We start from the raw sequence: 14339 nt of genomic DNA, 5'->3' as shown, positions 1-14339 counted from the left end.
CTCAGTGTTATGTCCGATAGCGTGCAGGTGGCCGGAGAAGTGCCGAGTGACGGATCCGAACCGCAGATCCCCAGCCTCAACAACCGTTTGAACTGGCTTCGCGCCGGGGTTCTCGGAGCGAACGACGGCATCGTGTCCACTGCGGGATTGGTGATCGGTGTTGCAGCCGCGACAACCGAACGTTCCGCGATCTTCACCGCAGGCTTTGCGGGCTTGGTCGCCGGAGCGGTGTCGATGGCTCTCGGTGAATACGTCTCTGTCAGCGCGCAACGCGATACCGAGCGTGCGCTGCTGAAGAAGGAGAAACGAGAACTGCTGGAAATGCCCGAGCAGGAGTTCGCGGAACTTGTCTCGAACTACGAGGCAAAGGGTTTGAGCACCGAGACCGCCACCAAGGTAGCCGAGGAACTCACCGCACACGACGCATTCGCGGCGCACGTCGAAGTCGAGTTGAAGATTGATCCGAACGATCTGACGAACCCCTGGCACGCAGCAATCTCGTCGGCGGTGTCCTTCACCATTGGTGCAGCCATTCCATTGATCGCGATTCTCTTGCCGCCAACGGGAACCCGGGTTCCCATAGCGTTTTTCGCGGTGCTTGTCGCGCTGGCGTTGACCGGCACGATCAGCGCGACGCTCGGCGGCGCCCGTAAGACCCGAGCGATCTTGCGGGTGGTTCTCGGCGGCGCTCTGGCGATGGCCGTGACGTACGGCGTCGGCCAGTTGGTGGGTACCGGGCTCGATTGAGCTGTGCGCCTTTGTTAACCGCGGGCGGTTGACAAAGGCGCACAGCAGTCAGGCGCGAGCGACCATCACCGGGCACGGCGCATGGTGCAGCAGGTTCTGGCTCGTCGATCCCATTACTGCGCCGGCCATTGCGCTTCGGCCGTGGCTGCCGACCACCAGAAGTTGGGCGTCGTCGGCGTATTTCAGCATGACCGGGGCCGCTGCGCCGGGTTCGCTGATTCGAGTGACCGGAACGTCGGGGTACTGCTCGGCCATTCCGGCGAGGTTTTCGGCCAGCAATGCGGACTCCTCTTGTTCGACGGCTTCCCAGTCGATGAGGATTCCGGCGCCACCTTCACGGAAGGTCGACGCACCTTGCCACGTGTGCACCGCAATGAGGGGTGCTTCGAACTCGTCGGCAAACCAGAAGGCATGCTCGACGGCCTTCTTGCTCAACGGACTTCCGTCGATACCGACCACGACGGGTCTCTGATCAGGCCCGGGGTTTTCGACGGTTCCCCGCCAGACGGTAACCGGGGAGGTTGCATGGTTGGCGACCTTGAGGGCGGTCGATCCGAGTAGACGTGAGCGCAGCGCGCCGGCTCCGGTGGAACCCATGACGATCAACCGAGCTGTGCCGGCCGATTCGAGGATATGTGTTGTCGGAGGACCTGGCGCGATGTTGGACTCGATATCCAGCGAAGGGAATTTCTCTGCCACAGCGCTGGACGCCGCCGCGATGATCGCTTCGCCGTCCTCGCGGATCTGATTGAGGAACTGCGACTGCAACATCACGGCGGCGGGGCTGTAGATCGGGCCTTCCTGAGGCAGCGCATGCGCCAGGATCAGCCGTGCATTGACCACCTGAGCAACGGCCGCGGCCCATTTCGCGGCACCGATCGATGCCTCGGAACCGTCGACGCCGACAACGATGTCCTGGTGTCCGGCAAGTGTGTCCATGCTTACTCCCTCAGGTGGTTCGAGATCCGTCAACTGTGGCGATGATGTCTCATCGCCACAGCGTTGCTGATGATTTTGCTGCTTCCTTCCATGTCTTCTCGAGTAGTGCGGCTTGCTCGTCGGCGATGTCGAGTTCGCGTCGGTACACCATTCCCAAGCTGAAACTGGTGAGTGAGGTGTGCTCGTGCTCCGACGCCATTTCCAGCAGATGGTGACCGGCGACAACAGAATCCTGGTGCTCGCCGAGAACATCCTGGAAGTGGTTGAAATGCTTGAGCGCTCGTTTGGCGCGATGCTTGTTCGACGGCTTCATCACTTCGATCGCGTACTTCATTCGCTTGGCGCCCTTGCGTGCTCGATGGATTTTCTCGTCGCGGTCCGCGCGTGACGTCGCTTCGGCGACTTTGTCGACTCGTTTGCCGACCTTGTGCGAGAGATGCTGCAGGGTGTTCGCCAGTTCCTTGGAGGAGATCTTCTTGTCGGTGCGTCGACCGATCGCGTCGAATTCCAGATCGACGACGTACGCGTCGAGGTTCTCGAGCAAGGTCAGATAACGTTCGGAATTCAGTGTGTCGAGTGCAATTCCCTGGGCGGTTTCTGCTCGGGCAGAGAAGTATTCGTCGATCCGGGCCCGTACGGCTTCCTGCTCGGGCATGTCGATTTCGCCGAGGCGGTCGACCAGTCGCTGCCACTGCACCTCGACGTCGCGGGCATCACCGAACTTGCCGCCCAACCACCGTAGGTCGTCGACAAGTGCATCGGTCCGCGGTGACTGTCCGGCGTACGACTGCAGTGCACTGCGAATCCGACGCGCGGCGACGCGAAAGTCGTGAACGGCTTCCTCGCTGCGCCTACGGGTTCCGAGATCCGCGTCGGTGAGTGCGCGGATCTGTTCGATCAGGTAGTTGCGCAGCAGTATCCGAGGGGTGGGTGACTTCGTGGTGGTGGCTTCGGGTGCGGAGTGCGGTGTCACGGAGGTGCCAAGCGCACGTTTCAGCTTGGACGGGCTTTCCGAGCGCTCGAGGCCTGCGCCGAACAGCAGGGTTTCGATGGCATCGGCCAGTGGTTGCCCGCCCGCTCCTTGCTCGACCTCGACTTCTTGCCACGTGGACTCTCCGGATCCGTCTGCTTTGCAGGCAATTACGGTGTCCGAAACAACTTCGGCGAGAAGCGTGCCGTCGGCGTCGTTGAGTCTGGTGCGCTCGCGGTCGGTGATGATCAGGGCGACGGGGACCAGGTCGTTGCCACGAATGATCGCTCGGACCAGCGTTGACAATGCTTCGGGTACGACAGTTCCGTCGTCGGGCGGCAGTTGGATTTCGGTTCGGGCATCACCGGCGCCAGGAAGTTTCATATGCCAGCCGGCGTCGTCGCCACCCTCACGTTTGCGCAGCGTGATCTTCTCGGCGAGCAACCGATAGTCGGCGGTGTCGAAGTACGTTGCGGAGAGTTGGATCGAGTCGTGGACCGGTGCGCCGGCTACCCCGGGCAGGTTGTCCAGTGCCGGAACTTCCTGCTCTGCAGGTGCTTCGTACTTGCGCTCGACTTCCTGGACAGCTCCGGGTACTGCATCGGTCTTGCTCATCTGATCTCCTTGTGCGGTGCGATGTAACTGCGTCCATCCTTGTCGGTAACGAGGGCGCAGGGAAGGGCGAGCGCTTTCAGGTTGGCCATGCGAGCGTCAGGCGGCTTTCGAATCGGCGGGTTTCGCCGCTGACGGGGTCGTCGAACTCGAGCACACGGGACAGCAGGCGGAGTGGGTTCGAATAGTCTTCTGCAGCAACATCGTAAAAATCCGGGTAGAAGTTGTCGCCGTGGATGGGTAGTCCCACCGATGTCATGTGCAGACGGAGTTGGTGCGTCTTGCCGGTATGGGGAATCAGTCGATAGCGCGCAAACTCGCCGTGAGTTTCGATCAGTTCGATACGCGATTCGCTGTTGGGATCGCCGTCGATCTCGCGGGCTTTGAGTACTCCGCGTTCCTTCACGATGCGGCTTCGCACGACGGTAGGCGTCGCGACGTCGGCGTCGTAGCGTGCGATTGCTTCGTATTCCTTGGAGACGAGGCGATCGGCGAACATCGTCTGGTAGCCGCGCCTGGCCTGCTGGTGCACGGTGAAGAGGAGCAGCCCGGCAGTTACGCGATCGAGTCGGTGTGCCGGACTGAGCTCGGGGAGGTCGAGGTCTCGGCGAAGTCGAACCAACGCGGATTCCGCGATGTAGCGTCCGCGCGGAGTGCTGGCCAGAAAATGAGGCTTGTCGACTACGAGGATGTTGTCGTCGCGGTACAGGATGTCGATCTCGAAAGGAACTCGTGCTTCGACGGGCGGGTCGCGGTACAGATAGACGAAGCGGCGAGGCGCAAACGCGGTTCTTTCGTCGATTCCGACGCCTTTCTCGTCAACAACCTCGCGGGCGGCAACTTTCTCCCGCAGTCGCACAGCGTCCTGCGGGAACCGCTCGAGTAGATAGTCGAGCGTGGTTTCCCACGTTCCCGTGTCGGGTTGACGGATGCGGCTGGGGTTGAGGCCGTCGCGGACGGGGAGCGGAGATCGAGACACATCTTCGACGGTAGCGCTCTGGCCGGGTATTCGAGCCATCCACGACAGATCGGGCGTGGGTAATCGAGAATCAAGCTTGTGACGTCGAACACCGCACAGTGCTGACCTGCGTATTCGGGCGTTGATGTTACGGATAAGCGTGCCGACGTAACCTGAACGAAACTGCGAGCTAACCCACAGTCTGCGACTATTGGTCGATGACCGAGCCTCGCCTTCCCACAGCTGTTCACGACAGATTGGCACAGTTGCTCGACCCCGTCGATTCGAGACTCGCAAGCCAGTACCCCGGCAACCGCGACGAGATTCAACCGGTGCACACCGTGTACGTCAGTGCTGCCGACGCAGGTGTCGATACTCCGCGGTCGTGGGGTGAGCAGGCAATCGAACTGCTTGATGCCCATGTTGATGTTTTTGCCGATCTCGACACCGAGAATGCACTCGACGATGTCCGTGTTCTGTTGGGTCGCACACCCGTCCAGGACTTACGGATCGATTTCGAAGACGGATACGGGCGACGCGAGGACCAGGAAGAGGATGCCGCCGCGCGGAACGCAGGTCGGACCCTGGCAGCGATCAGTGCGGACCCGTACGGTCCGAGTTGGTGCGGCATCAGGTTCAAAGGAATGCCGGCGAGTGAGCGTCGGCGATCCATTCGCACTCTCGAATTGGTTCTGGACGCCGCCGGTGGAGTGCCAGCTGGATTTGTATTCACCGTTCCCAAACTTCGTGCGGTAGAGCAGGTTACCGCGACGGTGCTGTTGTGCGAGGAGTTGGAGAAGGCCCACGGGTTGGCGACGGGATCCCTGCGATTCGAGCTGCAGATCGAAAGTCCGCAGGCTGTGATTGCTGCGGACGGAACCATTGCGGTTGCGCCGGCTATTCATCGCAGTGAGGGTCGACTGACCGGATTGCACTACGGTACTTACGATTACAGTGCCGCATGCGGAATCGCATCGCGCTTTCAATCGCTCGAGCATCCCGTTGCAGATCATGCCAAGGCGGTGATGCTCGCCGCAGCCGCTCAGACCGGGGTGTGGGTGTGCGACGGTTCCACGCAGATTGCCCCGGTGGGAACCCCCGACATGATTCACGACGCCATTACACGGCATCATCGGCTTGTCATGCGATCGCTCGAGCGTGGCTACTACCAGGGCTGGGACATGCATCCCGGGCATCTGGTGACGCGATGGCTCGCGACGACAAACTTCTACCGCGGAGCCTTGACCGCCGCAGCGCCGCGAATTCAGGCCTACCTCGATCGTCAGGGTGGGAGTGTGATGGACGAGCCGGCAACAGCGCAGGCATTGGCTGCCGTTGTCCTGCGCGGGCTGGACGCGGGTGCCTTTGCCGAGGCCGGCGTTCTTGCTCTTGCGCCCTCTGCCGATACAGCCTCGCTACGAAGCTTGGTGGGACGAACCACTGTCAACACAGGAGTGAACTGAATCTATGACAACCACTGATTTCACCGCTTATCCAGACTTGGCGTTGCGGACGCTTGGCGGCGCTGTGATCTGGGCGAATGACGAAGCATTTGCCGAGCGTGAAGCGTTGATCCGACCGGGTAAGGCGGGATACCAACCCGCGACATTCGGCCATAAAGGGCAGGTCTACGACGGTTGGGAAACCCGTCGACGTCGCGTCGCCGGCCACGACGAAGCGATTGTCCGACTCGGTGTTCCGGGCGTCGTCCACGGCGTTGTGGTTGATACAGCGTGGTTCAAGGGCAATTACCCGCCCGAGATTTCGGTGGAAGCGATCAGTGTCGACGGGTATCCGGATCCGGCAGAGTTGGCGCAATCGGCCGACTGGCAGACGATTGTCGAGCGCTCCGCGGTCGCCGGTGACTCGGAGAATCCGTTCGACGTGAGCTCGGATCAGCGCTGGACCCACGTCAAGCTCACCATCTACCCGGACGGCGGCGTGGCCCGCTTCCGCGTGCACGGTGAAGCACGGCCGGATCCACGGTTCCTCGATGCCGGGCCGCTCGATCTTGCGGCGCTCGAGAACGGTGGACGAGTAACCGACTGTTCCAACATGTTCTACAGCTCACCGCAGAACATTCTGTTCCCCGGTCGAGCAGCATCGATGGGTGACGGCTGGGAGACTGCGCGCCGCCGCGACGACGGAAATGATTGGGTGCAAGTGCAACTCGCCGGCGAAGGTTCGTTGAGTTTTGTCGAGATCGACACGTCGTACTTCCTCGGCAACGCTCCAGGTGCCGGCGCGCTGACCGGACGCACGCCGCGCGGCGAATGGATCGAATTGTTGCCGCGCACCACGTTCCGGCCGGATACGCGTCATCGCTTCCTGATCGAGAGCGACGTCCCGGTAACCGACGTACGGTTGGATGTCTTCCCGGACGGCGGGCTCGCTCGGCTGCGTGTTTTCGGAACTCTGACACCGGCAGCTCGAGCTGTGCTCGACGGGCAATGACGGTAAAGTTGTTGCCATGAACAACTATCCGCGTGACATGGTGGGGTACGGCAAGAATCCTCCCCACCCGCATTGGCCCGGCGATGCGCGGATTGCGGTCCAGTTCGTGCTCAACTACGAAGAGGGCGGCGAGCGTAACGTCCTCGACGGTGATGACGTTTCGGAGACGTTTCTGTCGGAAATGACTCCGGCAGAGGCGTTTCCGAATCGCCACATGAGCATGGAATCGCTGTACGAGTACGGATCTCGCGCCGGATTGTGGCGAGTTCTCGGGATCTTCGAGCGGCGCAATCTCCCGCTGACAATTTTTGCGGTGGCGCGTGCCATGCAACGTAACCCTGAGGCGGTCAGCGCTTTTGGTGAACTGGGACATGAGATCGCGTGCCACGGACTGCGGTGGTTGTCGTATCAGTCGGCGGACGTCGAGCGTGAGCGCACGGATATGGCCGAAGCCGTCGACATCCTGCGGGATCTGACGGGGTCCGCCCCGCTCGGGTGGTACACCGGACGTGATTCACCGAACACCCGTGAGCTGGTTGTAGAGCATGGCGGATTTGTCTACGACTCGGATTCGTACGCCGACGACCTGCCGTACTGGGTTGACGTGCCTCGAGGCGAGGAGTCGGTGAAGCATCTGGTGGTTCCGTACACACTCGACACCAATGACATGCGATTCGCCTCTCCGGCAGGCTTTCCCAGTGGCGATCAGTTTTTTGCGCATCTGCGTGACGCCTTCGACGTGCTGTACTCCGAGGGGACCGCCGGGGCACCGAAAATGCTGTCGGTCGGATTGCACTGCCGCATAGTCGGCCGCCCCGCCCGCGCTGCGGCCCTCGAGCGATTCCTCGACCACGTGCAGTCACATGAGAAGGTGTGGATCACGCGTCGGATCGATATTGCTGAGCATTGGAAGGCTGTCCATCCCGCTTAGGGAGGGCGTCCTGCGCAGCTAGAGTTCGTACGGCGCCAGTATGCCGGTGTACGGCTTCGGGATCGGGCGGGCAAATTCGTTCCGCGCACTTGTGGACAGGCCGAGGGTGACAAGAGACTGGACCATCGTCACCGCGGCTGTGACCCCGTCGACTACGGGCACCCCGAGTTCGTCGGACAGGGAGCGGCACAGATCTGCCATGCCCGCGCAGCCCAGAACTATCGCGTCCGAGCCATCACGATCCAGAGCGTCGAAACATGCTTCCAGGATGACCTTTCGGGAATCCGGATTGTAGTCCAAGTCGAGGACCGGGATTTCGCACGAGTGAATGCCGAGACAATGTCGACCCATGCCGTAGCGTTCCACCAGATCAGCTGCACGGCCACGGGTTCGGCCCAACGTGGTCACGACGGAGAATCCGCGGCCGAGGAAACTGGCGTAATGCATGGCGGCTTCGGCGATCGCAACAACTGGGCCGGTGGCTAATTCTCGGGCGGCGTCCAATCCCGGATCTCCGAAGCACGCGATGACGTAGCCGTCGACGCCGTCGATCTCGCCAGTTGCGATTTCGGTGAGAATTCCTGGAACACTGAGTGCCTCGTCGTAGTGACTTTCGACGGACGCCGGACCCGTTGCGGGACTGACCGCGTCGACGAACATGCCCGGGCCTGCGACGGCCCGGGCACATTCCTCGATCTTGGCGGTCATCGCCCACGTGGTGTTGGGGTTGATCACCTTGATCTTCATGATGGTCAGCTGACCTCTGCAGGTTCGGGAGCGGGGACGTTCTTGACCGCGAGTGACGTGCGGGTGGCGAGTAGGTAGTAGACGGCAAATCCGAGCCCACAGCCGATGAACCAGCTGTACTGCGCTGCGGTGTACATCCCGGTGAGATCCTTGCCGAGCACCGGGGCCATGGCGACAACGGCACCCACCACGGTGGCAATGACGGCTGCCGGGTTGTAACCCTTGCTGTACCAGTAGGTTCCGGTGGGCGACATGCTGAACAGTTCGTCCACGATCACCTTCTGCTTGCGCACGAGGTAGTAGTCGGCGATCAGGATTCCGAATAGGGGTCCGATAAACGCTCCCAGGGTTTCCAGTGTGTAGTGGATGACGTCGGGGTTGTTGTACAGGTTCCACGGGGTGATGAGGATGGATCCGATTGCCGCGATCATTCCGCCGGCCCGCCAGCTGATCTTCTGTGGGCTGACGTTGGAGAAGTCGAATGCCGGTGAAATGAAGTTGGCGACGATGTTGATGCCGATGGTGGCGATGGTGAAGGTCAGGGCGCCGAGAACAATCGCAAACGTGCTGTCGATACGAGCGACTGTGGCAACGGGATCGGTGATCAGTTCGCCGTAAACCGGGAGGGTCAGCGAGGCGGTGACGACAACCAGCACGGAGAACACGAGGAAGTTAACCGGTAGGCCCAGAAAGTTGCCCTTCTTGACTGCCGCAAAGGACTTACCGTAGCGGGAGAAGTCACCGAAGTTGAGCATCGGCCCGGAGAAGTACGAGACCACGAGAGCGATAGCGCCGAGCATGACCGGCACCGCGTCGAAGCCGTCGTACTTGACGTCACCGAGAGTGAGATCTATTGCGCTCCAACCGGCTTTGTAGATGAGATAGCCGCACAGCATGAACATGACGACGTACACGGCCGGTCCGCAGAAGTCGATGAACTTGCGGATCGACTCCATGCCTCGCCAGAACACGCAGGCCTGCAGTACCCACAGGAGCATGAAACTGCCCCAGCCAAGGGCCGATAGGCCGGCAAATCCGTAGTCCTCGACCACGGCGTATGGCGCGAGGGAGGGAAAGAGCTTGATGAGCACGACATCGAGGGCCGCTGAGGCGAGAAACGTTTGAATTCCGTACCAGGCCACAGCAATCAGGCCGCGGATGATCGCCGGGATATTCGCTCCGAGGACGCCGAACACACTACGGCAGATCACGGGATACGGAACGCCGGTTGCCTGACTGGGTTTGGCGACAAGGTTGCAGAAGAAGTACACGATGGTGATGCCGACCAGTAGTGCAACCAGTACTTGCCAGCTGGCTAGCCCCAGCGCGAAAAGGCTTCCGGCCGTGACATACCCGCCTACGCTGTGCACGTCGGACATCCAGAACGCGAAGATGTTGTACGACGTCCACGTCTGCTTACGTAGCGGTGCCAGATCCTCGTTGGTCAATCGCGGGTCGTAGTCGGGTTTGATCAAGCCGCTACCGACAGGATGCCCGGCGGCCTCGACGAGGTCCCCGTGGCCGGGTCCGGTCGGCGGCGCGGCGCTTGCGGTTGTGGTCGGAAGGATATCGGTCATGACAGCTCCTGTGCATCGGGCAGAAGGCAGGGGAAGGTGCACACGCTCTCAGCGCCAGTGGTGAAAATTGTGTTGAGAGAAAGATATCCAGCTTGTGTTGCACAACTATTGCGAGATCGGTATATCTTTTTCGGCGAGCAGTCCGGTGTCGGTCGGCAGTGTTGCGATCACAGAGTTGAGTCGGTTGTGGTGAATCTCGGATGCGGCCAGCAGTGCTTCCGTATCGCGTCTCAAGAACGCATCGAGCATCGCGGTGTGATCGGAATGGAGGACGGTTCGATCGACGCCGGCAACGTGAACCATCGGCTGGACCGGTTCGGTGATGTTCCAGGCCGCCTCGAACATGTGTAGAAGGCGATGCATGTTCGACGGCCGTGTCAGCGCCAAGTGGAAGTTACGGCTTTCGCAGTGATACGAGTGTGAGTCGTCGTAGCGCAGAGCGATTTCGAGTCTCGAGTTCACCTCGACGGCGTGAGCGTGGTCCTCCTTGGTTGCTTGTTCGACGGCAACGCTGAGCGCAGCAGATTCCAAGGTCTCGCGGACTATGTACATTTCACGCAGTTCGGCGGGTGTCAGTTGCGCGACGGTGTATCCGAATTGGTGTCGGTGATCGACCAGCGATTCACCGACCAGCGTCTTGAGTGACTCCCGGACGGGTATTCGGCTGACCCCGAAGCGCTCGGCGACTTCGGCCAGCGGAATGGGTGTGCCCGGAGGCGCCGATCCGGAAAGAATGACTCGACGCAGTTCGTCGAGGATTGCTTGCTGGGGACTTCCGGGAGTATCGATCACCAATTGCGTCAGCAGCACTGATCTACGGCGCGGTGCCATGGCGAACTCCCTTCTCGTCTGTTATGCGTAGAAACAGAGTAGAAACTCGATGTTGCGTGTGCGTGACAACTACGTAGCTGCCACGAATCGAACGAGCCGATGATTCTCCCTGTGCGAACGGCGCAGACGTGGACGAACGGGGTAGCGTTGAAAAGGTTCGAGAAGGAAGTGAGACGGTCGATGGTACCCGCGGCGCGGGGCGCGACCGATCAGCGCGTGATCGGGAATCTGCCCCATGAGCTGAGCAGTTTTGTCGGACGTCGACGCGAGTTATCCGAGGCCAGAAGGTTGTTCGAGGAATCGCGTCTACTGACCTTGACTGGTATCGGCGGAGTAGGTAAGACACGACTTGCCATCCGTCTGGCGAGCACGGTGCAGCGAGCATTCCGCGACGGGGTCTGGTTGGTGGAACTGGGCGAGCAGACTGATCCGAAATTACTCGACGACTACGTCGCGGTGAGGCTCGGTGTGCGGCCGGTCTCGTCGGATCCGCTGCACGCGATCATCGACTACTGCGCGGACCGGAGTCTGCTGTTGGTGCTCGACAACTGTGAACACCTGGTGGATTCTGTTGCGCGGTTTGCCGGTGAGATTCTGCGTCGGTGCGCCGGGGTGAAGATTCTGGCGACGAGTCGAGAATCGCTGGGAATGGGCGGTGAGGTGACGATGCGAGTTCCCTCGCTCACGACGCCACAGCAACAGTCGCGCGAATTCGAGGGCCTTGCCCAGTACGAATCCGTGTCGCTGTTCACCGAGCGCGCGGCGTCCGTTGTTCCGGGCTTTGTGCTGACCGACGAGAACAAGGATGCTGTTGCTCGGATTTGCCAGGATCTGGACGGATTGCCGTTGCCGATCGAGTTGGCGGCCGCCCGTCTGCGGGGTATGTCTGTGGAGCAGATCATGAATCGGCTCTCGGATCGTTACCGTTTCCTCACCTTGGGTGGACGTGGCGCACCGAGTCGTCAGCAGACGCTTCGTTTGTCGATCGATTGGAGCTATGACCTGTGCTCGCCGCTGGAACAACGGTTGTGGGGAAGGCTGAGCGTGTTCTCGGGTGGGTTCGACCTCGATGCTGCCGAAGGTGTGTGCGGGCAGGACATGAGTTCGACGGAAGTGCTCGATATCGTCACCGGCTTGGTCGAGAAATCCATCCTCATTCGTGAGGAATCCGACGGTGTCGTTCGCTACCGTCTTCTCGATCTTCTCCGGGAGTACGGGAGTGAAAAGTTGGAGGCCACCGGGGAACAGTTCGACGTGCATCGCCGCCATCGCGATTGGTTCGAAGATCTTGCTGTCCGAGCGGATTCCGACTGGATCAGCAGCAGGCAGGCCGAATGGATCGCATGGTTGAGGCGTGAACAGCGCAATGTCGACGACGCGCTGGAGTTTTCGATTTCGACGCCAGGACAGGTGCGGTCTGCGACTCGAATAGTTGCCGCCTTGTACCAACTGTGGGTGGCTGACGGCCTGATCGGCCCGCTGCGGTACTGGGCTGATCGAACCCTTGACGCCACAGCCGCCGAGACGGACATGTATCGCGCGGACGTCTTGTGCGGAGGCGCAGCGGCGCATGCGATGCAGGGCGATTACTTGCGTGCACGCGAATTGGTCGACGAGGGTTGGCGCCTTGCCGAGGTCGTGGGAGACGTGCGCTCGAGAGCCCTGGCAGCCTGGGCAGACGGGTACGTCGACACGTCTGCGGGTGAATTCGACACTGCTACAGCGAAGTTGGAATATGCTCTGGCGATGTTTCGAGTCGACGAAGATCTCCAGCACATGGTGATCGTTCTGAACACCCTCGGGCTCGCCTACCTAATTGCCGGTTCTTTGGATCGTTCGGTGGAGTGTTTCGACGAGTGTCTCGAGATCACCGTGCCGCTGCACGAAGTGACGAATCATGCCCACGCGTTGGGGTTCCTCGGACTCGTAGCTTGGCTTCGGGGTGACTTCGCGCGCGCGAGTGACTGTTCGGCAGGTAGCTTACGGACTGACAATTCTTCGATGAACGCCGCTTGGTGTGTTGAATCGTTGGCCTGGACTGCTGCAGCGCAACGTGATTGGAAACATGCAGCGGTTCTGCTTGGCGCCGCAGCGATGTACTGGCAGAAGATCGGGCGGCCGCTCTCCGGACTCTCGAGGTTGTCGGCTCACCGCGACAAGGCGATGAAGAGTGTTCGAAAGGCTCTGGGTGAGAGTGCTTTCGACAGGGAGTTTCACAGAGGGAGTGTGATGACCGAAGGTGAAGCCGTCGCATACGCACTCGACGAGCGTCGCAGTGCCCAGGCTGCATCGTCGAGCGAGGCAATTCGACTCACACGCCGCGAGCAGCAAGTTGCGGAACTCGTGGCTCAGGGCCTCACGAACCGCGCTATCGCAGAGCGCCTCTTCATCTCGGTGCGCACCGCTCAGGGGCACGTGGAGCATGTGCTGACAAAACTGGGATTCAATTCCCGGGCGCAGATCGCGGCGTGGGCAGTTTCTCACGCACACGAAGAGGAATCGCAAGGCGCTGCGCGATCCATAGATCGGCCGTGAGGGCTTCTACTGCAAAACACCAGGTCGTCACCGCAGTGCCCGAAATGCAGGTACAAATCCAGGTACCGATCCAGGTAGTTCGGCCGTCGCTCAGACGTCGGATGCACGGCAGTGTCGAGGTCGACCGAGTGCCAACCGCACTTTTCGACCGAGAAACTGGATCCGATCATGCCCGTCAACACCGCCGACCCCGATGCGTCCATCGAATGGGACACAGCCGTGGTCGACTCGCGAAGCGTGGACTTCGCGGAAGGCGGGGACGGCGAGTTGGTTGTTTTTCTGCATGGGTGGGGCTTGTCGCCGCGTGCGTATCGCTCGTCGCTTGCATCGCTGGTCAACAGGGGTTTTCGCGTGATCGCGCCCACACTTCCCGGACTCGGCGGCAGCGCAGAACTCGAGCCGAGCGATCGCACTTTTGACGGCTACGCGAAGTGGGTGGGTCGATTTCTCGACGCGATCGGGGTGAACAGTCCGGTAACCGTTGTGGGACATTCGTTCGGTGGTGGAGTGGCGGCAGCGGTGGCACATGATCGCCCGACCCTGGTTTCCCAGCTGGTGTTGGTGAACTCGGTCGGTGGTGGTGCGTGGTCACATTCGTCCGGGCGCGAGTACCCGAGCCGTCAGCGACCGCTGTTGAATTGGTGCGGCTCGGCGATAGCTGAAGCCATTGCGACCTTCCCGGCCCGTGGACCTATGCAGTTGCTGTTGGACGAGGTAGTTCCCAATGCGGTCCGCAATGCCGGTTCGTTGTGGCGCACGGCGAACTTGGCCAGGAACGCCGATCTCATCGCACTGTTCGAAACGATGGCAGAACGTGCGATGCCGGTGTCGATGCTGTGGAGCGTCGGCGATCAGGTGATCCCACGCGCAAGCTTCGACGCGATTCGTGCCGCCCTCGTAGATCCTCGAGTTCACGAAGTTCGTGGCAACCACAACTGGCTGATCGACGACGCCGAACTGTTCGGGCAGTTATTGACGCACGTGCTTTCCGATTCGGCCACAGAACTCGTCGGTTGACCGCCAACTACCGTGTATCTT

The 14339-nt window shown here is 61.0% G+C and carries 12 protein-coding genes; 6 read left to right on the top strand and 6 right to left on the bottom strand.

Going from position 1 to position 14339, the window contains the following annotated elements; translation table 11 throughout:
* Positions 1-9: 9 nt before the first annotated feature.
* A complete protein-coding gene (locus tag KYT97_RS30700) occupies positions 10-747 on the top strand; it encodes a VIT1/CCC1 transporter family protein (protein ID WP_051730461.1) in 738 nt (245 codons plus the stop codon).
* Positions 748-795: 48 nt separating this feature from the next.
* On the opposite strand, the gene KYT97_RS30695 is transcribed toward KYT97_RS30700, so the two are convergent.
* The 3 genes from KYT97_RS30695 to KYT97_RS30685 form a co-directional block, all read right to left on the bottom strand.
* Positions 796-1686: a universal stress protein gene (locus KYT97_RS30695; RefSeq protein WP_045068863.1), complete on the bottom strand. Its 891-nt coding sequence runs from the start codon at positions 1684-1686 to the stop codon at positions 796-798.
* Between the two features lie 49 nt (positions 1687-1735).
* Entirely contained in the window at positions 1736-3271 is a 1536-nt protein-coding gene (locus tag KYT97_RS30690) for a CYTH and CHAD domain-containing protein (protein WP_045068866.1), read from the bottom strand.
* A 76-nt stretch (positions 3272-3347) separates the two neighbouring features.
* Entirely contained in the window at positions 3348-4247 is a 900-nt protein-coding gene (locus KYT97_RS30685; RefSeq protein WP_033234346.1) for a pseudouridine synthase, read from the bottom strand.
* A 197-nt stretch (positions 4248-4444) separates the two neighbouring features.
* Here KYT97_RS30685 and KYT97_RS30680 point away from each other — a divergent pair, with 197 nt between their 5' ends.
* The 3 genes from KYT97_RS30680 to puuE are packed head-to-tail and all read left to right on the top strand — an operon-like array spanning position 4445 to position 7611.
* Positions 4445-5689 carry a DUF6986 family protein gene (locus KYT97_RS30680; protein ID WP_219111529.1) on the top strand — a complete coding sequence of 415 codons (1245 nt, stop codon included), beginning with the start codon at positions 4445-4447 and terminating at the stop codon, positions 5687-5689.
* 4 nt (positions 5690-5693) lie between these two features.
* Positions 5694-6680: an allantoicase gene (gene alc, locus KYT97_RS30675; RefSeq protein WP_033234001.1), complete on the top strand. Its 987-nt coding sequence runs from the start codon at positions 5694-5696 to the stop codon at positions 6678-6680.
* 16 nt (positions 6681-6696) lie between these two features.
* The gene (puuE, locus tag KYT97_RS30670) at positions 6697-7611 is read left to right on the top strand and encodes an allantoinase PuuE (protein WP_095888322.1); all 915 of its coding nucleotides are present in this window, start codon (positions 6697-6699) and stop codon (positions 7609-7611) included.
* An 18-nt stretch (positions 7612-7629) separates the two neighbouring features.
* On the opposite strand, the gene KYT97_RS30665 is transcribed toward puuE, so the two are convergent.
* The 3 genes from KYT97_RS30665 to KYT97_RS30655 form a co-directional block, all read right to left on the bottom strand.
* On the bottom strand, positions 7630-8358 hold the full coding sequence (locus KYT97_RS30665) for an aspartate/glutamate racemase family protein (RefSeq protein WP_219111528.1): 729 nt from the start codon (positions 8356-8358) through the stop codon (positions 7630-7632).
* Between the two features lie 5 nt (positions 8359-8363).
* Positions 8364-9935, bottom strand: coding sequence for an NCS1 family nucleobase:cation symporter-1 (locus KYT97_RS30660; protein ID WP_033234004.1), 1572 nt, complete (start codon positions 9933-9935; stop codon positions 8364-8366).
* 105 nt (positions 9936-10040) lie between these two features.
* A complete protein-coding gene (locus tag KYT97_RS30655; RefSeq protein WP_033234005.1) occupies positions 10041-10766 on the bottom strand; it encodes a GntR family transcriptional regulator in 726 nt (241 codons plus the stop codon).
* A 168-nt stretch (positions 10767-10934) separates the two neighbouring features.
* On the opposite strand from KYT97_RS30655, the gene KYT97_RS30650 reads away from it, so the two are divergent.
* Positions 10935-13301, top strand: a complete 2367-nt coding sequence (locus KYT97_RS30650) for an ATP-binding protein (RefSeq protein ID WP_245005974.1) — start codon at positions 10935-10937, stop codon at positions 13299-13301.
* A gap of 168 nt (positions 13302-13469) precedes the next feature.
* A complete protein-coding gene (locus KYT97_RS30645; protein WP_219111527.1) occupies positions 13470-14318 on the top strand; it encodes an alpha/beta fold hydrolase in 849 nt (282 codons plus the stop codon).
* Positions 14319-14339 lie beyond the last annotated feature (21 nt).

The sequence above is a fragment of the Rhodococcus globerulus genome (assembly GCF_019334125.1).
Lineage (GTDB): Bacteria > Actinomycetota > Actinomycetes > Mycobacteriales > Mycobacteriaceae > Rhodococcus_F > Rhodococcus_F globerula.
The sequence above is the reverse complement of the archived record's forward strand: the minus strand, read 5'-3'. Positions and strand labels throughout refer to the sequence as shown.